The 22,222-nt window shown below is 72.8% G+C and carries 18 protein-coding genes; 12 read left to right on the top strand and 6 right to left on the bottom strand.

Features of this window, described 5'->3' with window-relative positions:
- Positions 1–2: 2 nt before the first annotated feature.
- The 3 genes from TPA0908_RS04425 to TPA0908_RS04435 all read left to right on the top strand — a co-directional run bounded on the left by TPA0908_RS04425 (position 3) and on the right by TPA0908_RS04435 (position 3,455).
- Entirely contained in the window at positions 3–890 is an 888-nt protein-coding gene (locus TPA0908_RS04425; protein ID WP_281934907.1) for a carbohydrate ABC transporter permease, read from the top strand.
- Between the two features lie 62 nt (positions 891–952).
- Complete coding sequence (locus TPA0908_RS04430; RefSeq protein ID WP_281936237.1) at positions 953–1,714, top strand: carbohydrate ABC transporter permease; 762 nt, start codon at positions 953–955, stop codon at positions 1,712–1,714.
- A gap of 37 nt (positions 1,715–1,751) precedes the next feature.
- Entirely contained in the window at positions 1,752–3,455 is a 1,704-nt protein-coding gene (locus TPA0908_RS04435) for an amylo-alpha-1,6-glucosidase (protein WP_281934909.1), read from the top strand.
- Positions 3,456–3,475: 20 nt separating this feature from the next.
- Here the strand turns inward: TPA0908_RS04435 and TPA0908_RS04440 are convergent, their stop codons facing one another.
- On the bottom strand, positions 3,476–4,501 hold the full coding sequence (locus TPA0908_RS04440; protein WP_281934911.1) for a LacI family DNA-binding transcriptional regulator: 1,026 nt from the start codon (positions 4,499–4,501) through the stop codon (positions 3,476–3,478).
- Between the two features lie 164 nt (positions 4,502–4,665).
- Here TPA0908_RS04440 and TPA0908_RS04445 point away from each other — a divergent pair, with 164 nt between their 5' ends.
- Both TPA0908_RS04445 and TPA0908_RS04450 read left to right on the top strand, forming a co-directional pair.
- Complete coding sequence (locus TPA0908_RS04445) at positions 4,666–7,062, top strand: RICIN domain-containing protein (RefSeq protein WP_281934913.1); 2,397 nt, start codon at positions 4,666–4,668, stop codon at positions 7,060–7,062.
- Between the two features lie 25 nt (positions 7,063–7,087).
- A complete protein-coding gene (locus TPA0908_RS04450; protein WP_281934915.1) occupies positions 7,088–8,218 on the top strand; it encodes a mandelate racemase/muconate lactonizing enzyme family protein in 1,131 nt (376 codons plus the stop codon).
- 1 nt (position 8,219) lies between these two features.
- On the opposite strand, the gene TPA0908_RS04455 is transcribed toward TPA0908_RS04450, so the two are convergent.
- From TPA0908_RS04455 to TPA0908_RS04470, 4 genes are all read right to left on the bottom strand, one after another.
- A complete protein-coding gene (locus tag TPA0908_RS04455; protein WP_281934917.1) occupies positions 8,220–8,972 on the bottom strand; it encodes a FadR/GntR family transcriptional regulator in 753 nt (250 codons plus the stop codon).
- A 50-nt stretch (positions 8,973–9,022) separates the two neighbouring features.
- Positions 9,023–9,889: an aldo/keto reductase family oxidoreductase gene (locus TPA0908_RS04460; RefSeq protein WP_281934919.1), complete on the bottom strand. Its 867-nt coding sequence runs from the start codon at positions 9,887–9,889 to the stop codon at positions 9,023–9,025.
- 113 nt (positions 9,890–10,002) lie between these two features.
- Complete coding sequence (locus TPA0908_RS04465) at positions 10,003–10,470, bottom strand: hypothetical protein (protein ID WP_281934921.1); 468 nt, start codon at positions 10,468–10,470, stop codon at positions 10,003–10,005.
- Positions 10,471–10,502: 32 nt separating this feature from the next.
- The gene (locus TPA0908_RS04470) at positions 10,503–11,000 is read right to left on the bottom strand and encodes a YcxB family protein (protein WP_281934923.1); all 498 of its coding nucleotides are present in this window, start codon (positions 10,998–11,000) and stop codon (positions 10,503–10,505) included.
- A gap of 447 nt (positions 11,001–11,447) precedes the next feature.
- On the opposite strand from TPA0908_RS04470, the gene TPA0908_RS04475 reads away from it, so the two are divergent.
- The 4 genes from TPA0908_RS04475 to rox all read left to right on the top strand — a co-directional run bounded on the left by TPA0908_RS04475 (position 11,448) and on the right by rox (position 15,668).
- Entirely contained in the window at positions 11,448–12,755 is a 1,308-nt protein-coding gene (locus TPA0908_RS04475) for a CE1 family esterase (protein ID WP_281936239.1), read from the top strand.
- 107 nt (positions 12,756–12,862) lie between these two features.
- The gene (locus TPA0908_RS04480; protein ID WP_281934925.1) at positions 12,863–13,282 is read left to right on the top strand and encodes a PPOX class F420-dependent oxidoreductase; all 420 of its coding nucleotides are present in this window, start codon (positions 12,863–12,865) and stop codon (positions 13,280–13,282) included.
- Between the two features lie 22 nt (positions 13,283–13,304).
- Complete coding sequence (locus tag TPA0908_RS04485) at positions 13,305–14,039, top strand: hypothetical protein (protein WP_281934927.1); 735 nt, start codon at positions 13,305–13,307, stop codon at positions 14,037–14,039.
- Between the two features lie 150 nt (positions 14,040–14,189).
- Complete coding sequence (gene rox / locus TPA0908_RS04490; protein ID WP_281934929.1) at positions 14,190–15,668, top strand: rifampin monooxygenase; 1,479 nt, start codon at positions 14,190–14,192, stop codon at positions 15,666–15,668.
- Between the two features lie 101 nt (positions 15,669–15,769).
- Here the strand turns inward: rox and TPA0908_RS04495 are convergent, their stop codons facing one another.
- Positions 15,770–17,023, bottom strand: coding sequence for a cellulose-binding domain-containing protein (locus TPA0908_RS04495; protein WP_281934931.1), 1,254 nt, complete (start codon positions 17,021–17,023; stop codon positions 15,770–15,772).
- 298 nt (positions 17,024–17,321) lie between these two features.
- Here TPA0908_RS04495 and TPA0908_RS04500 point away from each other — a divergent pair, with 298 nt between their 5' ends.
- The 3 genes from TPA0908_RS04500 to TPA0908_RS04510 all read left to right on the top strand — a co-directional run bounded on the left by TPA0908_RS04500 (position 17,322) and on the right by TPA0908_RS04510 (position 22,173).
- On the top strand, positions 17,322–19,103 hold the full coding sequence (locus tag TPA0908_RS04500; protein ID WP_281934932.1) for an MFS transporter: 1,782 nt from the start codon (positions 17,322–17,324) through the stop codon (positions 19,101–19,103).
- Between the two features lie 15 nt (positions 19,104–19,118).
- Complete coding sequence (locus TPA0908_RS04505) at positions 19,119–20,078, top strand: glycosyltransferase family 2 protein (RefSeq protein ID WP_308447810.1); 960 nt, start codon at positions 19,119–19,121, stop codon at positions 20,076–20,078.
- Between the two features lie 142 nt (positions 20,079–20,220).
- Entirely contained in the window at positions 20,221–22,173 is a 1,953-nt protein-coding gene (locus TPA0908_RS04510) for a GTP-binding protein (protein WP_281934934.1), read from the top strand.
- Positions 22,174–22,222: the final 49 nt, after the last annotated feature.

The following is a 22,222-nucleotide window of genomic DNA, read 5'->3' on the forward strand; positions in this document are numbered from 1 at the left end:
CCATGAGCCGAAACCGCACCGACCGGTGGACGGCGTGGGCGTTCCTGGCCCCGGTCACGATCTATCTGCTGGCCTTCTACGCCTACCCGCTCTACCGCAACGTCGAGCTGAGCCTGCGGCGTTACACGGTCCGGTCGTTCGTCTCCGGCGGCGCCCCGTTCGCCGGGCTGGACAACTACCGGGACGTGCTGACCCACCCGACGTTCGGGCCGGCGCTCGCGCACACGGCGGTGTTCACGGCGGTGTCGCTGCTGTTCCAGTTCGCCATCGGGCTGGCGCTCGCGGTCTTCTTCCACCGGCACTTCCCGTTGTCGCCGACGCTGCGGGCGTTGTTCCTCGTACCCTGGCTGCTGCCGCTGATCGTCTCGGCCTCCACCTGGTCGTGGATGCTCAACAGCGACGCCGGCGTGGTCAACGCCGCGCTCGGCGCGCTCGGCGTCGACCCGGTCAACTGGCTGACGTCGCCGCGGTGGTCGCTGGTCTCGGTGATCATCGCGAACATCTGGATCGGCGTCCCGTTCAACCTGGTGGTCCTCTACAGCGGCCTCCAGGCGATCCCGACCGACGTGTACGAGGCCGCGGCGCTGGACGGGGCGAGCGGGTCACAACGGTTCTGGCGAATCACGTTCCCGCTGCTGCGGCCGGTGTCGGCGATCACCCTGCTGCTCGGGCTGATCTACACGCTGAAGGTCTTCGACATCATCTGGATCATGACGCGGGGTGGTCCGACCGACTCGTCCACGACGTTCGCCACCTGGTCCTACCGGCTCGGCTTCGGCAGCCTGCTGCCCGAGTTCGGGCCGGGCGCGGCGGTCGGCAACCTGCTGATCGTGGTCGCCCTCGGGTTCGGGTTGGCCTACGTCCGGGCCCAGCGGAGGCAGCGGTGGTGAGCAGCGGGCGGGGCCGGGGCGGCTGGTGGCGTACCGGCCTGGGGGTGGTGTTCACCGCGCTGATGCTGTTCCCCGTCTACTGGATGGTCAACGTGTCCCTCACCCGGGACACCGACCTGCGCGCCGACCCGCCGCACCTGTTCCCGACGCACGGCACCGTCGAGGGCTACCAGGTGGTGCTGCGGGACCAGTTGCCGTACCTCGGCACCAGCCTGCTGATCGGGCTCGGCACGGTGGCGCTGACCGTGGCCCTCGCCGCGCCCGCCGGCTACGCCCTGGCCACGTTGCGCCCGGTCGGCGGCGGCGTGCTCCGGTTCGTGCTGCTGATCGCGCAGATGATTCCCGGGATCATCATGGCGATGGGGTGCTACGCCATCTATCTCCGGCTCGGCATGCTCAACTCGGCGGCCGGCCTGGTGCTGGCCGACTCCACCATCGCCGTGCCGTTCGGCGTGCTGATCTTCACGGCGTTCATGTCCGGCATCCCGGGCGAGGTGCTCCAGGCCGCCGTGGTGGACGGCGCGGGCCGGTGGCGGACGTTCCGCTCGGTGGTGCTGCCACTGAGCCGCAGCTCGATCATCACGGTGTCCCTGTTCGCCTTCCTCTGGGCCTGGTCGGACTTCCTGTTCGCGTCCACGCTGGACGCCGGCGGCGCCGCGCGGCCGGTGACACTCGGCATCTACCGCTACATCGGCAACAACAACCAGCAGTGGAACGCCATCATGGCGACCGCCGTGATCGCCTCCGTCCCCGCCACCGTCCTGCTGATCGTGGCCCAGCGGTACGTCGCCGCGGGCGTGACAGCCGGCGCGGTCAAGGACTGAGCGAGCCGTCCGCACCACAGAAAGGCAGTCACCCCCGATGACCGTCGCCCCCTCCGGCCCGACGTTCTCCGTCCGGGAGATCCCGTTCAGCCACTACGGGTCCTGGCTCAGCGTCTCCCCCGTGGTCGCCGAGCACACCTGGGCCGACGACCTGCACCTGGTCTCGCACCGCAACGGCATGCACCCGGTGCTCCGGTTCACCCCGCCGGCCGACGCCGAGGTGACGGCCCGACCGGCGCTGCTGAGCTGGCACGACCGGCACGGCCGGGTCGAGGTGACCTACGCGGGCCCGGACACGCTCCGGCTCCGGGGCCGCGGGGCCGGGCTGCGGATCAGCGCCGCCGCCGCCACGCTGACCCCGTTCAGCGGCACGTACCTCTACGACGACCCGGTGGACTCCGCGTTCGTGTTCACCTCGTACGAGACCGGCCGCCGGTACCGGGTCACCGTGCTCACCGGCGCCGCCGAGGCGGTCGGCACGCAGGCCCTCGGCACCGCGGCCCGCGGCCTGGTGCTGCCGGCCGACCGGCCGTGGGAGGTGGCGATCGAGGAGTACGCGACGGCCCGCCGACCGTACGCGGCCGACGCGGACTTCGACGACCTGGTCGCCGCCGCCGACGCGGACTTCACCGCGTTCGTCGAGGCGGTCGCCCCGTGGCGCGGCCCGGCGACCCCGGCCGCCGAGCTGGCCGGGTACGTGTTGTGGTCGGCCACGGTGGCGCCGGCCGGCTTCGTCACCCGGCCGGCCACGCTGATGTCGAAGCACTGGATGAACAAGGTGTGGAGCTGGGACCACTGCTTCAACGCGCTCGCGCTGGCAGCCGGCCGGACCGACCTCGCCCGGCACCAGTTCCACCTGCCGTTCGACCATCAGGATCCGGCCGGCGCGCTGCCCGACTCGGTGACGCACTCGGAGGTCCTGCACAACTTCGTCAAGCCGCCCGTACACGGCTGGGCGTGGCGGCAGTTGCGGCGACGGTCCGGTCGGACGGTGCCGCGCGCGGAGCTGGTCGAGGTCTACGAGCGGCTGACCCGGTGGACCACGTTCTGGCTGGACCACCGGCGGGCGCCCGGCCGACGGCTGCCGCACTACCAGCACGGCAACGACAGCGGCTGGGACAACGCCACGACCTTCGACGACGACCGGGTGATCGAGGCGCCCGACCTCGCCGCCCTGCTGGTGACGCAGGTGGAGTGCCTCGCGGAGCTGGCCGCCGAACTGGACCGCCCGGCGGAGGCGGCGCGGTGGGCCGATGTCGCCGGCGAGGTCCGCGACGCGCTGCTGGGCGAGCTGTGGACCGGTGAGCGGTTCACCGCGCGCAGCGCGCGGACCGGCGCGAGCAGGTCCAGCACCAGCCTGCTCGACCTGATGCCGATCGTGCTCGGCGAGACGCTCCCGGCCGGTGTCGCCGCCACGCTCGCCCGCCGGCTCGAGGCCCACCTCACCGAGCACGGCCTGGCCACCGAGCCACTCGACTCACCGCACCACGTGGCCGACGGGTACTGGCGCGGCCCGATCTGGGCCCCGGCCACCGTCCTGATCGAGGACGGCCTGCGCCGGGCCGGGCACGTCGCGCTCGCCGACGAGGTCAGCCGGCGGTTCCGGCTGCTGTGCGAACGGTCCGGCTTCGCCGAGAACTTCGACGCCAAGACCGGCGCGGGCCTGCGGGACCGGGCGTACACCTGGACCGCGAGCGGCTATCTGCTGCTCGCCGGCGACGACCGGCGGCGGCGGGGGTGAGCGGAAGGCCCGGGGTGCGGTCAGGACGCGGCACGCCGCGCCGGCGCCGGGCCGGTGCTGGCGCGCAGCGAGACCGGCGGGCGGTAGAGCCGGTGCCGTGGCGCGGTCCCGGGCGCGGCGATCCGCTCCAGCAGGAGCGACACCGCCTCCGCGCCCATGTCGACGATCGGCACGTCCGCGGCGGTCAGCGGCGGACGGAGATTCTCCGCCCAGTGCCGCGCGGCGACGCCGGTGAGCGAGAAGTCGCGCGGCACCACGAGCCCGGCGGACTCCAGTGCCCGCTGCATGCCGGGCAGCGCCGCCTCGTTGACGGTGGCCACGGCGGTGACCTCGGGACGGGTCGCCAGCAGCTCCTCGATGCACGCCTCACCGGCGGCGACGTCGTCGCCGCAGCAGACGTCGACGCCGGTCAGGCCACGTTCCGCGACCGCCGCGGCGAAGCCGCTCAGCGCCCGGCAGCCGGGGCCGTAGCCGGCGGCGACGAGTTCCGCCGAGCGGTTGACCAGGGCGACGTGGCGGTGCCCCAGGTCCGCCAGGTGGTGCACACAACTGGCGATGAGACCGTCGTAGTCCACGTCCACCCAGCTCGTGCCCGCCGGCCGGGCGGTGCGGCCGATGGTCACGAACGGCAGGCCGGTCTGCTCCAGCCGGGTCACCCGCTCGTCGGTCAGCCGGATCTCCATCAGCACGACGCCGTCGACACGGCGGCCGGTCACGATCCGTTCGAACGACCGGTCGTGGTCACCGCCGGACGGCGACAGCAGCACGTCGAGGTCGGCCCGCGCGGCGGCCTCGACCACGCTGGCGACGAAGCCGAGCTGCATGTCGGTGAGGCGTCGGCTGGCGGGCGGGATGACCAGGCCGATGGTGCGGGTCCGGCCCTCCTTGAGGGCGCGCGCGCTGGCGTTGGGGCGGTAGTCCAGCTCGTCGATGACCGCCTGGATGCGCTGCCGGGTGGCCGCCGAGACCGGCCGCTTGCCGCTCAGCACGTACGACACGGTGCTGCGGGACACCCCGGCCCGCCGGGCGATCTCACCGATGTTCATCCCGCTCCCGGCAACGGTCGTCGAATCGGTTCACCTGGTGGGACGACCCTAGGTCGGGGCGGTGACGGGTGTCAACGCGCGTTTCCGCCAACCAATCGACTTGTTTCGATATTGACAACTGCTTAACATGAGACGTCATATCTATAAGCGCCGCTGGAGGTTCCGTGAACGCATCCGCCCTGCGACGGTCGGCCGTGACCGGCCTCGCGCTGGCCACGGCGATCGCCGGTGTCGCCGTCGCGGCCTTCGCCACGTCCGCCTCGGCCGCCGCCACCACCGTGTACGCGTCCCCCGGCGGCACCGGCAGCGGCTGCACCGTCGCCCAGCCATGTTCGTTGTCCACCGCCCAGGCCACCGTGCGCTCGCTGGTCGGCGGCATGTCGGACGACATCGTGGTGCAGCTCTCCGACGGCGTCTACCGGGTGACGTCACCACTGACGTTCGGCGCGGCCGACTCCGGCACCAACGGCCACACCGTGCGCTGGCAGGCCGCCTCCGGGGCGCACCCGGTGATCAGCGGCGCGAAGCAGGTGACCGGCTGGTCGGTCGCGGACTCCGGCCGCAACATCTGGCGGGCGAGCGTCGGCGCCGGGCAGAACACCCGGCAGCTCTACGTCGACGGCCAACTGGCCACCCGGGCCCGGACGGCGGTGAGCCGGTCGGACTTCAGCGCCTCGGCCACCGGCCTGCGGATCACCAACGGCAACCTGAACTACCTGAACAACCTGGCCAACGCCAACCGGGTCGAGGTGGAGGGCATCAACTCGTTCACCGACCGGTACTCGCCGGTGCAGAGCATCAGCGGCGGGCTGCTCACCATGGCGCAGCCGGCCTGGAACAACAACAACTTCGGCTACGACACCCTGATGAACCCGTTCCGCGCCGGCCCGTTCTACCTGGTGAACGCGTACGAGTTCCTCGACTCCCCCGGCGAGTGGTACGTCGACACCGGCACCGGCACGCTCTACTACATCCCGCGCTCCGGGCAGAACATGTCCACCGTGGACGTCGAGTTCCCGGTGACGCAGTCGCTGGTCACCGTGGGCGGCAGCTACGCCAGCCCGGCGCACCACATCGCGTTCTCCGGCCTCACCTTCACCGGCACGAGCTGGCTGGGCCCCAGCAGCAACCAGGGCTGGGTCGACCAGCAGACCGGCTCCTACATCGCCGGCACCTGGTCCTGGCCCGCGTGGGGCTCCTGCACCTCCGGCTGCCAGCAGTTCGAGGCGGCCCGACCGAGCTGGTCCCAGATGCCCGCCGCGGTGCAGATCTCGGCCGCCAACACCATCACGTTCAGCGACTCCCAGTTCGTCAACCTGGGCCAGACCGCCGTGGGCATCGGCAACGACGCCAACGCGCACGCCACCGGCGTCGGGCTGGGCGCCAGCAACATCACCGTCACCCGGTCCGAGATCGCCCGCAACGCCGCCGGCGGCTTCGTCATCGGCGGCGTGCGCGCCGACGCGCACCACCCGAGCGACTCCCGGATGACCAACCGGGACATCACCGTCAGCAACAACCGGATCCACGACCTCGGCCTGGACTACCGCGGCATCAGCTCGGTGCTGCCCACGTACGTCACCAACGCCACGATCAGCCACAACGAGATCTACAACCTGCCGTACTCCGGCCTGACGATCGGGTACGGCTGGGGCGCCAACGACGCCGGCGGCAACAACGAGTACGCCCGCCGTGGCCTGTACAACTACCAGCCGCGCTACAGCACCCCGACCACAGCGTCGAACAACCGCGTGGTCGGCAACCACGTCCACGACGTGATGCAGCAGATGAACGACGGCGGGTGCATCTACACGCTGGGCTGGGACCCGAACGCGTTGATCAGCGAGAACTACTGCCTGCGGACCAACGGCTACTTCGGCGTCTACTTCGACGAGGGCTCCAAGTACTACACCGTCACCAACAACGTGTTCTCGAACACCGGCACCTGGGCCACCGCCAACTACTGGGGCGGCGAGAACATGGGCAACTGGACGCTCACCAACAACTGGTCGACCAACAACAGCACCAACGTCACCAACGGCGACCGCGGCAACGTGGTCTACGGCAACACGACGGTCAGCAACGGCAACTGGCCGGCCGGCGCGCAGACCGTGATGAACGCCGCCGGCCCGCAGGGTTCCGGCGGCCCGACCACCCCGCCGCCGAGCGGCACCGCCCAGCAGATCGTCGGCGGCCAGTCCGGTCGCTGCGTGGACGTGCCCAACTCGTCCACCACGAACGGCACCCAGGTCCAGCTCTGGGACTGCGGCAGCGCCACCGGGCAACGCTGGACCGTCACCGCCGGCCGGCAGCTCCAGGTGTACGGCAGCAAGTGCCTGGACGCCAACGGCCAGGGCACCAGCAACGGCACCGCCGTGATCATCTGGGACTGCAACGGCCAGCCCAACCAGCAGTGGACCGTCAACGCCAACGGCACCATCACCGGCCAGCAGTCCGGGCTCTGCCTGGACGCCAACGCCGCCGGCACCACCAACGGCACCAAGCTGATCCTGTGGGCCTGCAACGGCGGGGCCAACCAGCAGTGGAGCCTGCGGGGCTGACCGGGGCGCCGGCGAGGAGACGAACGTGAGGGTCACCGGCTACCGCAGCCTCACCACCGCGCACGACTGGGGACGGCTGATCGGCGACGCCAACGGGGTGATGCCGCGGACGCGTACCGACGTGCCCGTGCTGATCCTGGAGACCGACGTCGGTCTGGAAGGCGTCGGTCTCGGCCCGCACGGGGACGTCGAGCGGGTCTTCCGCGCGGTCGACGGCGCGGACCCCCGCGCCGCCCCGGCGCTCTACGACCGGATGCTGAACCAGGTCTTCAAGACCGGCCACGCGGGTGCGACGTTCGGCACCGTCGGCGCGCTCGACATGGCGTTGTGGGACCTCAAGGCGAAGGCGGCCGACGAGCCGCTCTGGCGCACCGTCGGCGCCGCCGACCGGTTCGTCCCCGGCTACGCCTCCGGGCTCGACATCGCCCTCGACGACGACGCGCTCGCGCGACTGTACGAGCGCTTCGCCGAACGGGGCTTCACCGCCGCCAAGCTCAAGGGCGGCCACGACGTCGGGCGGGACCGACGCCGGCTGGAGGCGGTCCGGGAGATCCTCGGCCGCAACACCAGCCGCCCGGCGCTGATGGTCGACGCCAACGAGTCGTGGAACCGCGCCCAGGCCGTCCGGTTCGTCACCGCGCTGGAGCGCACCGTCGACCTGACCTGGGTCGAGGAGCCGGTCCGCCGGTGGGACTCGGCCGGCCTCGCGGCGGTGCGGCACGGCGTCCGGGCGGCGGTCGCCACCGGCGAGAACCTCACCGGCCTGGAACAGTTCCGGCCCCTGCTGGACGCGGACGCCGTCGACGTCGTCCAGGTGGGCAGCGTCTGGGGCATCACCCACTTCCTGCGGACCGCCGCGGTCGCGCACGGGCGGGACCTGCCGGTGAGCCCGGTGGCCTACCACGCCAACCCGCTGGCCGCCGCCGCCGCGGCGGTGCCCAACCACCTGTCGTGCGAGGTCCAGGACTTCACCTGGCCGATCGGGCTGACCGTGGACCAGGAGATCGCGGACGGCGGCATCGTCCTCGGCGACCGGCCGGGGCTGGGCATCGAGGTCGACGAGCAGCGCCTCGCGCCCACCGACGCGCCCCGCTCGGCGACCGGCCCGCACGTCCGGCCCGACCGCGCCGGCCTGCGGCTCGTCCCCGACCCCTGAGCTAGCGCGCCGTGCCGCCGCCCGGCCCCACCAACCGGCGCCGCTGCCACGAGGTGACGATGTGGTCCCGCATGGTGCGTTCGGCGGCGGCCACGTCCTGCCGGGCGATGGCGTCGACCACCCGCGCGTGCTCGTCGAGCGTCGACTCGAACGCGCTCTCGTACGCCATGCCGTGGAAGCGGCTGCTCTCCATCGCCCGCCGGTAGAGGCGCTTGCAGATGTTCTCCGCCAGGCGGTTCCCGGACAGCTCCATGACGGTGAAGTGGAAGACCACGTCCGCCTGCCGGAACGAGTCGCTCTCGTGCCGGATCTCGCGCATCACGGCGAGCGCGTGCTCGACCCGGGTCAGCTCCTCCGGCGTACGCCGGCTCGCCAGCGTGCCCGCCATGGCCGCCTCCAGGCTGCCCCGGACGATCGTCAGCTCGTCCAGGACGCCCAACGACTCGTCGTTGTCGATGAGCGCGGAGAGCACCACCGGATCCAGCATGTTCCACGAGCCGACCCGGGCCACCTGGGTGCCCCGGCCCTGCGAGACCACCACCAGGCCCTTCTCCTCGAGCCGCTTCACCGACTCCCGGATGACCGTCCGGCTCACGCCGAAGTGCTCACTGAGCGGCCCCTCCGGCGGGAGGAGCTGCCCCGCGTCGAGCTGCCCGGTGACGATCAGCTCGACCAGCTCACTCACCACCGCCACCCCCAACCGTTCGGCCGGGCGGCGGGGTGGAAAGGCGAACCCGTCCAGGCGAGCCGTCATGAGCACACCCTAGTGCAGCGCCACGGCCACCCTGGGGCGTCGTGACCGGGTCACGCGCCGACCCCGTCCAGCTCGGCGAGGGCGTCGCCGGGCAGTTCCAGGGCCGCGCCGGCGACGTTCTCGCGCAGGTGCGCGACCGCGGACGTGCCGGGGATGAGCAGGATGTTCGGTGCGCGGTGCAGCAGCCAGGCGAGCGCGACGGCCATCGGCGTGGCCGCCAGCCGGGCCGCGACCCGGTCCAGGACGTCGGACTGCATCGGCGAGAAGCCGCCCAGCGGGAAGTACGGCACGTACGCGACGCCCTCCCGGGCGGTGCGGTCGACCAACTCGTCGTCACCCCGGTTGGCGAGGTTGTAGAAGTTCTGCACGCACACCACCGGGGCGATCGACTGCGCCTCGGTGAGCTGTTCCGAGGTGACCGTGCTCAGCCCCAGGTGCCGGATCAACCCCTGCTCCCGCAGGTCGGCGAGCGCGCCGAACGGCTCGGCGATCGAACCCGGCACGGGTGCGTCCATGCCGCCGACCCGCAGGTTCACCACGTCGAGCGCGTCCAGGCCGAGGCGTCGCAGGTTGTCGTGCACCTGCTCGGTCAGCTCGGCCGGGGTGCGGGCGGGCGGCCAGCCGCCCTGCGCGTCACGGCGGTTGCCGACCTTGGTGACGATGTGCAGGTCGTCCGGGTACGGCGCGAGCGCCTCGCGGATGATCTCGTTGGTGACGTGCGGGCCGTAGAAGTCCGCCGTGTCGATGTGCCGAATGCCCAACTCCACCGCCGTGCGCAGCACGGCGACCGCGGCGGCCCGGTCCCGGGGCGGCCCGAACACGCCCGGACCGGCCAGCTGCATGGCGCCGTAGCCGACCCGGGTGAGGGTCAGGTCGCCCACCGGGTAGGTGCCGCCGGGAAGTGCGTGGTCCGTCATGGTTCCCTTCCGCGCGCCGGAGTCTCCGGCCCACGACCCGTACGATGCCCGCCGCCGGCCGGCGCGACCAGGGTCCGCCGGTCCCGGGATCGGCGGACCCTGGCCGGGTGCCGTCACGCGGTGAGCAGGCGCTCGATCCGCGCGTACTCGGCGGCCATCTCGGGGCTGGCCAGGAAGTCGTCGAGATCGGCCGGGACCCGGTGGTCGACCTGTTCGACGGCGCGGACGGCAAGCTCGTGGATCTCGTCGCGGCGGCCGGTCTCCAGATAGGTCGTCCAGTGTTCGAGCGCCGAGACGGCGATGAGCAGCTCCGGATCCATGTCCCCGTCGCTGAGGACGCCGTCGTCGATGCGGCTGAGCAGCGCGCGCAGTTCGGCCGCGCCGGCCGTCGCGGCGTTCGCCCGCGCGACGGTGAACGCCGCCACCGCGTCGTCGTCGAGCTCACCCGCGGCGGCGATTCCGGTCAGTTCGTCGTCCCGGACGACCCGGGCCACCGTCTCGGCGCCGAAGGCGCGCACGGCCTCGTCGCGGGCACCGGCGACCAACCGGCGGACGGCCGCCTCGAATTCCTGGTATGTCACGGCCCGCAGTCTAGGGACGGCCGGTGACAGGTTCACCGGGACCGGAGCAGGCCGCGTCCGGTCAGGAACGCGCGCAGCGTCTCGGCGTCCCCGGCGGGCATCAACCGGCGCGGGATCACGGTGGCCGGCATCCGGCCGACGTACACGATCCAGAACTCCGGGGTGTCCGTCACCCGGCTCACCCCGTCCCACGCGATGCCGGCGGACTCCGAGCCGCTGCGCATCATGATGTTGTCGTCGGTGATCTCGTAGCCGCCCTCGACGGCGTAGTCACCGGAGCGGCGGCGGGCCCGCCACTGGACCCACGGCGCGTACAGCATCGACAGCACGCCGGCCACGAGCAGCGACGTCCACAGCGGCGCGGCCCGATCGGCCCACCCGAACGCCCACGCGGCGGCCAGACCGACCGCCCCGACCGTGGCCAGCGCCGCGCCGAGGCGGCCGAACGGGCGCAGCCGGACGCCGCTGAGCGCGGCGGCCACCCGGCCCGGGTAGGTGGGATCGGCGGGTATGTCGAAACGGATGTGCACGCCTCGCACCCTAGTGGCCGGGCCCGAGTTGTGATCGCTCACAGTGGAGACCACACCTCCGGGGCAGGCGTTTCCGGGGGGATCGGGCGAGAGTTTCGGGCCGAGGCGGCACTTTTACCGGAACACTTCCGGTTGAAGATGTTATCGATAACCTGCTATCTTTCGGCACGGGAGCGCAGGGCACGCTTCCACGATCCGGTCGACCGGCACGGCGCTGCACCGGCCTTCTTCCGCCGCCCGACCGGCCGGTGACCGGTCCGGGCCGTTCCGCCGACGCCAGCCGACCGGAGGTCGCTGCCGGATTCCGTTCCGGCCCGGCCGCACCGCTCTCCCCCGCCACCTCGCAGGCGACCCGGCACGGCTTCCGCTTCCGGCGGCACGTCAGCGGTCGCCGGGCGCCCACGCGCACACCACCGCCACCAGACATCGACGGCACGGAGGCAAGCAATCGTGAAACGTACCCCGCTTCTCTCATCCCTCGCCGCCGCGGCCCTGCTGTTCGCGGCGGCCGCGGGCGGCGTGCTGAGCGGCGGCCTCGGCCCCGCGGCGCAGGCCGCGACGAACGGCACGCTCGCGGCGACCGCCGGCTGCGGCAAGGCCCCCACGCTCACCAACGGGACGCGCACCATCTCCAGCGGCGGACAGAACCGCAGCTACATCCTGCGGATCCCGGACGGGTACGACCGGAACCACCCCTACCGGCTCGTCTTCGGCTTCCACTGGCTGAACGGCTCCGCGAACAACGTCGCCTCGGCCGGCTACTACGGACTCCTGCCGCTGTCGAACAACAGCACGATCTTCGTCGCGCCGCAGGGCATCGACAACGGCTGGGCCAACACCAACGGCCGGGACCTCACCCTCTTCGACGACATCTCCCGGCAGGTCGAGAACGACCTCTGCGTCGACACCACCCAGCGGTTCGCGCTCGGCTGGAGCTACGGCGGCGCCATGAGCTACGCGGTGGCCTGCGCCCGGCCCACCGTCATCCGCGCGGTGGCGGTGCTGTCCGGCGCCAACCTGAGCGGCTGCAACGGCGGCACCCAGCCGGTCCCCTACTTCGGCATCCACGGCACCCACGACAGCGTGCTGAACATCTCCATGGGCCGGTCGCTGCGGGACACGTTCGTCCGTAACAACGGCTGCACCGCGCAGACCCCCCGTGAGCCGGCCCTGAACAGCTTCACCCACATCACCACCGTCTACTCCGGCTGCCGGGCGGGTTACCCGGTGCAGTGGGCCGCCTTCGACGGGGACCACACGCCGAGCCCGGTGGACGGGTCGGGCAGCCCGAACGACTCGCGGACCTGGACCTCCGGGGAGATCTGGCGGTTCTTCAGCCAGTTCGCGTCGACCACGCCGCCCACCACCACGCCGCCGACCAGCACGCCGCCCACGAGCACGCCGCCCACCTCGACCCCGCCCACGACCACGCCGCCGACGACTCCCCCGCCGACCGGCTGCGCGGCCAGCTACCGCACGATCAACACCTGGCCGGGCGGCTTCCAGGGTGAGGTCACCGTGGCCAACAACACCACCGCCACGATCAACGGCTGGACGGCCCGCCTGACCCTGGCCAACGGCCAGGCCATCAGCAGCCTCTGGGGCGGCGTCAACACCGGCACCACCGGCACCGTCCAGGTCCGGAACGCCCCCTACAACGGCACGTTGGCCCCGAACGCGTCGACCACCTTCGGGTTCACCGCCACCGGTGACGGCGGCACCGCGCCCGGCAACGTCGGCTGCACCGCTTCCTGACGGCACCGAACCGGGTCCGGAGCCGGACGGCTCCGGACCCGTTTCCCTGCACGGGACACGGCCGGTACGTACAGTGCGGGGACAGCGCTGCCGCGAAGAGGAGAGCCATGTCGAAGCCACCGCTGCCCGAGCCCGCCGTCGCCATGCTCCGCAAGCCGAACCCCGCCGTGATCGCCACGCTGCGCCCCGACGGCCAGCCGGTCTCCGCGGCCACCTGGTACCTGTGGGAGGACGGCCGGATCCTGGTGAACATGGACGAGGGGCGGCGCCGGCTGGGCCACCTGCGCAACGATCCCCGGGTCACCCTCACCGTGCTGGACGAGCAGGGCTGGTACACCCACCTCAGCATCGTCGGCCACGTGGTGGAGCTGCGCGACGACACGGACCTGACGGACATCGACCGGCTCGCCCGGCACTACACCGGGCAGCCGTACCCGCGGCGGGAGCGCGGCCGGGTCAGCGCGTCGATCGAGATCGACCGTTGGCACGGGTGGGGCGCGCTCAAGGACAACAGTCAGGTCGGCTGAGCCGGCCGGGCGAGGAGTGCGCATGCCCGCTCGACCGGGCCGGTGGCGGCGCTGGCGCTGGGTGGTGGCCGCCGTGGTCGTCCTGACGGTGACCGCGACGGCCGCGCTGGCGCTGGCGTACCCGTCGGTAGCCGCCACCACCTGCCCCCGCTGCTACGGGTTGGTGCCGGTGCGCGACGGTCTCTACGCCGAACCCGACCTGTCGGACGCCGACCGGCGGCGGCTGGTCGAGGTGTACCGCGACGCGAGCCGGCGGGTCGACGACTTCTACCAGGGGCGGAAGAGCGACCCGGCGGTGCTCGCCTGCCTCACGTCCGACTGTTACCGGCGGATCGGTGGCGGCGGCGAGCGCGGGATCGCGATCCGCAACCGGGCGCTGATGCTCTCGCCCCGCGGCATCTCCCCGGAGATCGCCGCGCACGAGTTGTCGCACGTGGAGTTCCACGCGCGCCTCGGTTCCCGCCGCGACGAGGTTCCCCAGTGGTTCGACGAGGGGCTCGCCGTGCTGGTCTCCGACGACCGGCGGTACCTCGCGCCGCCGACCGCGCCGGACCGCTGCCGCGACACCGCGCCGGGGCCGCTACCGGAGACGCTGACCGACTGGTTGCGCGCCGCCGGCGCGGACGAGCAGGTGTACGCCAGGGCCGCTTGCCGGGTCCACCGGTGGGTGGTGGCACACGGCGGGCGGACGGCTGTGCTCGACCTCGTCGATCAGCTCCGCCGCGGCGAGTCCTTCGCGACGGTCGTCGACGACTGAACCGTCCACCGGGAAGAAAACAACAAAGGCAAGGAGCAGAACTCCTCGCCACTATTAACGTATACCGCACCCCCGGGCTTGCGGCAAGGCCCCGATCGTGACGCACAATCGTCGGCCGAACGCAGAAATCGGCCACCATGGGGGAATGACATGTTCGATGTGATCGTCGTCGGCGGCGGCCCGACCGGCATGATGCTGGCGAGTGAACTGCGCCTGTACGGCGTCGACGTGCTCGTGCTGGAGAAGGAGACCGAGCCACCGCCGTACGTGCGGTCGCTCGGGCTGCACGTCCGCAGCATCGAGATCCTGGACCAACGGGGACTGCTGGAGCGTTTCCTCGACCACGGCAGGACGTATCCGATCCGTCCCGGTGAGATCCGGGGATTCTTCGCCGGAATCGAGAAACCGGCACCCGCCGGGTTGGACACCGCGCACGGATATGTGCTCGGCATTCCGCAGACGCTCACCGACCGGCTGCTCGCCGAGCACGCGGCCGAGGTCGGCGCCGAGATCCGGCGCGGCGACGCCGTGGTCGCGCTGGACCAGGACGACGACGGGGTGACCGTCGGCCTCGACGGCGCGACCGTGACGCCGTTGCGGGCGCGGTTCGTCGTCGGCTGCGACGGTGGGCGCAGCACGGTCCGGAAGCTGCTCGGGGTCGGCTTCCCCGGTGAGCCGTCGACGGTCGACACGTTGCTGGGCGAGATGGAGGTGACCGCGTCCCCGGAGCACATCGTCGAGGTGATGACCGAGGTACGCCGGACGGAGAAGCGGTTCGGGCTGGGCCCGTCCGGCCGGCCGGGCGTGTTCCGGGTGGTGGTGCCGGCGGCGGGCGTGGCCGAGGACCGGGCGACGCCGCCGACGATCGAGGAGTTCCGCAGCCAGCTCCACCGCTACGCCGGCACCGACTTCGGCGTGCACTCCCCCCGGTGGCTGTCGCGCTTCGGTGACGCCACCCGCCAGGCCGACCGCTACCGCGTCGGGCGGGTGTTCCTGGCCGGGGACGCCGCGCACGTCCACCCGCCGATGGGCGGGCAGGGGCTCAACCTCGGCCTCCAGGACGCGTTCAACCTGGGCTGGAAGCTGGCCGCCGCGGTCACCGGCCGGGCGCCCGACGACCTGCTGGACACCTACCACGCCGAACGGCATCCGGTGGCCGCCGACGTGCTGGACAACACCCGCGCGCAGATGCACCTGACCAACACCGAGCCCGGTCCGCAGGCGGTCCGGCGGTTGCTGGCGCAGGTGATGGACGTGGACGCCGTCAACCGGCTCCTGATCGAGAAGATCACCGCGATCAGCGTCCGGTACGACCTCGGCCCGGGCCACGAGCTGCTCGGGCGGCGGCTGCGCGACGTCCGGCTCCGGTCCGGGCGCCTGTTCGAGGTGATGCGCACCGGCCAGGGGCTGCTGCTCGACCGGACCGGGCGGCTGTCCGTGGCCGGCTGGGCCGACCGGGTCGGCCACCTCACCGACCCCGACGCCGACGTGGACGTGCCGGCGCTCCTGCTCCGGCCGGACGGGCACGTGGCGTGGGTCGGCGACGACCAGCGGACGCTCGACGTGGCGCTGGCCCGGTGGTTCGGCGGCAGCCGCGTCGGCGTCGGCCGGGACGCGCCCGCCCGCTAGCTGTCCGGGCCGGCAGGGTTGTTGACGCCGGTGACGGGTGGTCCGGGGTGTGGTCGCGCGGTCGGACCACACCCCGGACACCTTCAGCGATCCCCGACGGGTCAGCAGCCGATCCGGCTGGACCCGACCGCGACGTCGTCGTACCAGAGCGTGTCGGACCCGCCGCCGTAGCTCTCCCAGCCCAGCTTCAGGTCGGTGAGCTGGGGCCGCCAGGTGCGGTTGTACCACTGGCCGTCGATGTCGTGCGTCGGCACGCCGTCCGCGGTCAGTCCGGGCACGGCGACGCCGTCCAGCCAGGTCCGGAGCTGGCCGGCGGAGCCGTCCACCATGAACTCCAGGCAGGCCCACCGGTTGGTGGGCAGCGGCAGGCTCTGCGCCACCCCGGCCGGGCTCTGCTCGGGCAGCGTGGCGTCGTCCGAGGCGCGGTTCCACTGCATCGCGCCGTTCTGGCCGCCCATCCGCAGGTCCTTGTTGCCGTCGGCGGCGTCGGTCATGGCCATCATCGTGGTGTGGTCGGTGGGCTGGGCGGTGGTGTGCCGCACCCAGATCCGGCCGTACCGGACGCTGCCCAGGCTGCCGAGGTTCTTCGTGGACCGGATGAACACGTGGTTGCAGTAACCGGCGGCGCCGTTGATCCGGACCGCCCGGCTGCCGCTGTGCGTGGTGGTGGTGTCGACGGTGGCCGTGCCGGCGCCTGAGCAGTCCGGGTTCACCACGGTCCAGTCGCCGGACGGCGTCGAGCCGGTCTGGTTCTCGAAGCCGTCACAGAGCGCCGCCCCGGCGCAGCCGGCCGGCGGCGGCGCGGTGGTCGGCGGGGTCGACGTCGGCGGTGCGGTGGTGGGTGGTGCGGTGGTGGGTGGTGCGGTGGTGGGTGGTGTCGAGGTGGGTGGCGCGGTGGTCGGCACCATCGTGGTGGGCGCGCCGGTCGGCCCGGCGCCGTTGCACGGCACACCGTTCAGGGTGAACCCGGTCGGCGCGCCGCCGCCGGCGGAGAACGTGCCCTGCACGCCGAACTCGGTGGCGCCGCCGGCCGGGATGCTGCCGTTGTACGACACGTTGCGGGCGGTCACCGTCGATCCGGACTGGGTGACCGTGGCGTTCCAGCCGTTCGTGACGCGCTGGTCGCCGGGGTACGTCCAGGTGACCGTCCAGCCGGAGACGGCGGTGTCCCCGGGGGAGACCTTGACGTTGGCGGTGAACCCGCCGGACCACTGGTTGGGCGTGTAGTCGACCCGGCAGCCCTGGGCGGCGGCGGCCGGGCCGGCGAGCAGGGCAGTGCCGGTCGCGGCCAGGGTGGCGGCCAGCGCGGCGACGGCCGCCAGGATCGGGGCGGGGCGGGCGCGGAGAATCGTCATGGAGGGTCCTTCTGCCATCGAGCGGGGCGGAGGCGACGCGGCGGCGCGCGGCCCGGACGGACGCGGCGCGGCAACGTGCCCTGGATGTGGCGCGGCGGTGCGCCACGGCGACCGGTCGGCGCGTACCGCCGACGTGCCCGGCTCGGGGTGGAGCTGTCAGCCGCCGACGGCCCGGTCGGAGGACCTCGGCGACGCCCACCCCCAATCTATTGACAGATCCCTATTCAATCAAGCGTCGGCGGTCCACCCTCCGGACAGCTGATCGACAACGGCCAGCGCATCGCAGAGCATCTATCCCATGGAAGCCCCATCCACCGACGCTCGGGACCGCACCGAGAGCGCACCCCCCGAACAGCCCACCGCCGACCCGGCCCCGGGCCGGCCGTGGTGGCGCCGCACCCGCACCGAATGGGTCCTCGCGGCGCTGGCCAGCCTGCTGGTGTCGGTGGCGCTCACCTGGCCGACGCTGCGGCACCCGGCGAGCACCATCCCCGGCGACCTCGGCGATCCCACGTTGCAGGCGTGGCAGGTGGCCTGGGCGGGGCACGCGCTGCTGACCAACCCGCTCGACCTCTGGCACTCGAACACGTTCTATCCCGAGCGGTACACGTACGCCTACAGCGACACGCTGCTCGGCTACGCCCCGGTCGGGATGCTCGGCACCGGCTTCGAGGCGGCCGTGATCCGGTACAACGTGCTCTACGTGCTGCTGCACGCGCTGGCCTGCTTCGGGGCGTACGCGCTGGCCCGGCAGCTCGGCGCGAACCGGTGGGGCGGGGCGGTCGCCGGGGTCGCCTGGGCGTTCGCGCCGTGGCGGCTGGCGCACTCCGGGCACCTGAACATCCTGTCCAGCGGCGGCATCGCGCTGTGCCTGGCGATGCTGGCCCGGGGCCACGGGTGGTCGCTGCGTCACGGCTACCGGCCGGAGCGGCGGCGGCCCGGCTGGGCGTTCGCCGGGTGGCTCGTCGCCGCCTGGCAGGTCAGCCTCGGCTTCGGCATCGGGCTGCCGCTCGTGTACTTCCTGCTGGCCGCCGTGCTGGTGGCGGCCGGCTGCTACGGCTGGTCCTGGTGGCGTCGACGGGAACGCCCGCCGTTCGGCCGCCGGCTGCTGCTGGCGGACCTGGCCGGCGGCGCCGTGTTCGGCGCGGTGACGCTCCTGCTCGGTCTGGTCTTCCTGCGCGTCGTCGACCTCAACCCGCAGGCCCAACGCACGCTGGACTGGACGAAGATGTTCTCCCCACCGCTGATGGGGTTCCTCACCGCACCCGGGGACTCGTGGCTGTGGGGCGAGCGGCACGCCGCCGCCCGCGAGCAGCTCTCCTGGCCGCCGGAGATGGCGCTGCTGCCGGGCATGACGCTGATCGGGCTGGCCGCGGCGGGGCTGGTCGTCTCGGCGTACCCGCTGCGGCGCCGGGTGGCGCTGGGGGTGGGGGTGCTCGGCACGGTGCTGCTGGGGTTGGGCGCCACGCTGGGCGGGGACGGCGATCCCGGCTACCTGACGTTGTCCACGCACCTGCCGGGCTGGGACGCGTTGCGCACGCCCGGCCGGATGATGCACTGGACCAGCCTGCTGCTGGCGCTGCTGGCCGCCGGGCTGGTGACCGCGTTGGCCGAGTCGCCGGGACGGTCCACCGGCCGCCGCTGGTCACGGTTCCTCATGCCGCTGGTCCTGCTCGCGCCGCTCGCCCTGGTCGTGGTGGAGGGCGTCAACACCACGCCCCACCCGGAGGTGCCCCGACCACCGGCGGCGATGCGGGCGGCCCGGGATCCGATCCTGGTGCTGCCGGCCGGTGGCGTGGGCGACCTGACGTACATGCTGTGGACGACCGACGGCTTTCCCCGGGTGACGAACGGGCTGGCCGGCTTCGAGCCGGTCAGCCAGGCGCAGACCAAGGCGGCGATCGCGTCCTTCCCCGACCCGGGCAGCGTGGCGTACCTGCGCGGGATCGGCGTGCGGTCGGTGGTGGCCGTCCCGAGCCGCGCCGCCGGCACACCCTGGGAGGGCATCGAGGCCCGGCCCGTCGACGGGCTCGGCATCACCCGGGAGGATCTCGATGGCACGCTCGTCTTTCACCTCTGACCGGGGCGGGCCGAGGTGACGCGGGTGCGGCTGTCCGTGGTGGTGCCCTGCTTCAACGAGGAGGCGTCGGTCGAGCGGCTGCACGGGACCGTGCGCGCCGCGCTCGCCGAACTGCCCGACGTGGACGTCGAGGTGGTCTACGTCGACGACGGCAGCACCGACGGCACCCTCACGGCGCTGCGCCGGCTCGCCGCCGCCGACGCGGACGTCCGCTACACGTCGCTGAGCCGCAACTTCGGCAAGGAGGCGGCGATGCTCGCCGGGCTGCGGCGGACCACCGGCGACGCGGTCGTGATCATGGACGCCGACCTGCAACACCCGCCGCGGCTGCTGCCCGAGATGCTGACGCTCTACCGGCAGGGCTTCGACCAGGTGATCGCCCGCCGGGACCGGCGTGGTGACCGCTTCGTCCGGACGCTCGCGTCCCGGTCGTTCTACCGGGCCATCAACTGGTGGATCGACGTACGCCTGCTGGACGGAGCCGGCGACTTCCGGCTGCTGTCCCGGCTCGCGGTGAACGCGATCCTGGCCATGCCGGAGTACAACCGGTTCTCCAAGGGTCTGTTCTCCTGGATCGGCTTCCGGACCGCGGTGGTGGCCCACCGCAACGAGATCCGGCAGGCGGGGCGGAGCCGGTGGACCTTCGGCAAGCTCTTCAACTACGCGTTCGACGGCCTGCTGTCGTTCAACAACCGGCCGCTGCGGCTCGCGATCTACGGCGGCCTGTTCCTCACCCTGATCGCGGTCGCGTACATGGCCTGGGTGGTCGCGGACGCCGTCGAGAAGGGCATCGACGTCCCCGGTTACACCACCATCATCGTCAGCGTGATCGGCCTCGGCGGCATCCAGATGATGCTCCTCGGGGTGATCGGGGAGTACATCGGCCGGATCTACTACGAGACCAAGCGCCGGCCGCACTACCTGGTGCAGGAGACCGAGCGGCCGGCCGGCCCGGACGAGCGTCCCGGGAGGTGACCGCGCAATTCGGTGGACCGGCCGCGCCGGCTCTGCCAGCCTGACGCGGAGACGGGCCGAACCGACGACGGGAGCACGACGATGCGAGGACTCGAAACCTTCCCGCCCATCCGGACGCGAGCTTTCGAGGACCCGTCGACCCGTGCAGACCGTCAACCTCGGCATCGTCGCCCACGTCGACGCCGGTAAGACCAGCCTGACCGAACGCCTGCTGCACGCCACCGGCGCCATCGACCGGCTCGGCAGCGTCGACGCGGGCACCACCCGCACCGACAGCGGCGAGATCGAGCGTCGGCGGGGCATCACCATCCGCAGCGCCGTCGCCGCGTTCGACGTCCGCGACCGCCAGGTCAACCTGCTCGACACGCCCGGGCACAGCGACTTCGTGGCCGAGGTCGAACGCGCGCTCGGGGTGCTCGACGCGGCCGTCCTGGTGCTGTCCGCGGTCGAGGGCGTCCAGCCGCACAGCCGGCGGCTCATGCGGATCCTCCGGTCGCTGCGGCTGCCCACCCTGATCTTCGTGAACAAGATCGACCGGGTGGGGGCACGCGTCGACGAACTGGTCGCGGACGTGCGCCGACTGCTCACCCCGGCCGTCGCCCCGCTGGGCACGGTCCGCGCGCCCGGCACTCCCGGGGCCACGTTCCGGATCGACCAGCCACGGTACGACCACGGCGCCGCCCAGCGGCTCGCCGAGGTCCTCGCCGAACACGACGACGAGTTGCTGGCCGCCCTGGTCGACGACCTGCCGCCCGACCCGCGCCGGATCGACCTGGCGCTCCGCGCGCAGACCGCGGCCGGGCAGGTCCACCCGCTGCTGTTCGGTTCGGCGCTGTCCGGGGTCGGCGTGCCGGAACTGCTGGACGCCGTCGCGACCCTGCTCCCGGCGTCGCCGCCGGCCGAGCCCGAACCGCGGGCCCGCGTCTTCGCCCTGGAACGCGACCCGACCGGCGAGCGGGTGGCGTACCTGCGGTCGTACGGCGGGCGGCTCCGCGCGCGGCAGCCGGTCACCGCGTACCGCCGGGAGCCGGACGGCCGGATCACCGCGACGCGCGCCCGGATCGTCCGGCTCGACGTGGTCGGCGCGACCACCGACCGCCCGCAGCCGGCCGCGCTGACGGCCGGGGCCATCGCGCGGGTCACCGGCCTGACCGGGGTACGCCTCGGCGATCAGCTCGGCAGCCCGGCCGGCCTCGACGGACGCGCGCACTTCCCGGCGCCCACGCTGGAGGCGGTGGTGCGTCCCCGCGACCCGGACCGGGCCCTGGCGCTGCACGCCGCGCTGCTGGACCTGGCGGACGCCGACCCGTTCATCCGGACCCGGGTGGCCCCGGACGGCGGCACGAGCGTGCTGCTCTACGGCGAGGTGCAACGCGAGGTGCTGGCCGCGACGCTGACCGAGACGTACGGGATCGAGGCGGACTTCGGGCCGGGCCGGCTGATGCACGTCGAGCGACCGGTCGGCACCGGCAGCGCCGTGGAGATCATCGGGCACGGCTTCTCCGGCACGGTCGGGTTCCGGGTCGAGCCCGGTTCCGGCGTGGACTACCGGCTGGCGGTCGAGCTCGGTTCGCTGCCGCTGTCGTTCCACCGGGCCATCGAGGAGGCCACCCGCGCCGCGCTCGACCAGGGACGCCACGGCTGGCCGGTCACCGACATCCGGGTCACGCTCACCCACAGCGGCTACTGGTCGCCGATCACCACCGCCGGGCACTTCCGGGACCTCGCGCCCCACGTCCTCATGCGGGCGCTCGCCGAGGCCGGCACCCGGGTCTTCGAGCCGTGCCGCCGGTTCGAGGCGGAGGTGCCGGCCGACCGGCTCGGCCCGGTCACGACGTACCTGGGCCGGCTCGGCGCCCGGATCGACAGCGCCGACGAGATCGCGGCCGGCTGGCGGATCGGCGGCGTCCTGCCGACCCGGCTGGAACCGGAGGCACAGCAGCGGCTGCCGGACCTGTCCCGCGGCGAGGGGTTGTGGTCGTCGACGCCCGGCGGGGACCGGCCGGTGGTCGGCGACCCGCCCGGCCGGCCGCGCACCGACGGCAACCCGTTCGACCGGGTGGAATACCTGCGCTTCCTGGCCCAGCGCCGGTGACCGGCCCGGCAGGCGCCGCCGTCCGCGCCTCCTGAGTACGCCGACTCAT

It is taken from the genome of Micromonospora sp. AKA38 (genome assembly GCF_027925725.1).
Classification (GTDB): domain Bacteria; phylum Actinomycetota; class Actinomycetes; order Mycobacteriales; family Micromonosporaceae; genus Micromonospora.

What these genes read in the sequence shown, in the direction of transcription:
- rox (WP_281934929.1), top strand. Translation starts at nt 14,190, where the DNA reads ATGTTCGATGTGATCGTCGTCGGCGGCGGCCCGACCGGCATGATGCTG.
- TPA0908_RS04460 (WP_281934919.1), bottom strand. Translation starts at nt 9,889, where the DNA reads ATGACGGACCACGCACTTCCCGGCGGCACCTACCCGGTGGGCGACCTG.
- TPA0908_RS04480 (WP_281934925.1), top strand. Translation starts at nt 12,863, where the DNA reads ATGTCGAAGCCACCGCTGCCCGAGCCCGCCGTCGCCATGCTCCGCAAG.
- TPA0908_RS04430 (WP_281936237.1), top strand. Translation starts at nt 953, where the DNA reads ATGCTGTTCCCCGTCTACTGGATGGTCAACGTGTCCCTCACCCGGGAC.
- TPA0908_RS04425 (WP_281934907.1), top strand. Translation starts at nt 3, where the DNA reads ATGAGCCGAAACCGCACCGACCGGTGGACGGCGTGGGCGTTCCTGGCC.
- TPA0908_RS04500 (WP_281934932.1), top strand. Translation starts at nt 17,322, where the DNA reads ATGGAAGCCCCATCCACCGACGCTCGGGACCGCACCGAGAGCGCACCC.
- TPA0908_RS04440 (WP_281934911.1), bottom strand. Translation starts at nt 4,501, where the DNA reads ATGAACATCGGTGAGATCGCCCGGCGGGCCGGGGTGTCCCGCAGCACC.
- TPA0908_RS04435 (WP_281934909.1), top strand. Translation starts at nt 1,752, where the DNA reads ATGACCGTCGCCCCCTCCGGCCCGACGTTCTCCGTCCGGGAGATCCCG.
- TPA0908_RS04485 (WP_281934927.1), top strand. Translation starts at nt 13,305, where the DNA reads ATGCCCGCTCGACCGGGCCGGTGGCGGCGCTGGCGCTGGGTGGTGGCC.
- TPA0908_RS04455 (WP_281934917.1), bottom strand. Translation starts at nt 8,972, where the DNA reads ATGACGGCTCGCCTGGACGGGTTCGCCTTTCCACCCCGCCGCCCGGCC.
- TPA0908_RS04495 (WP_281934931.1), bottom strand. Translation starts at nt 17,023, where the DNA reads ATGACGATTCTCCGCGCCCGCCCCGCCCCGATCCTGGCGGCCGTCGCC.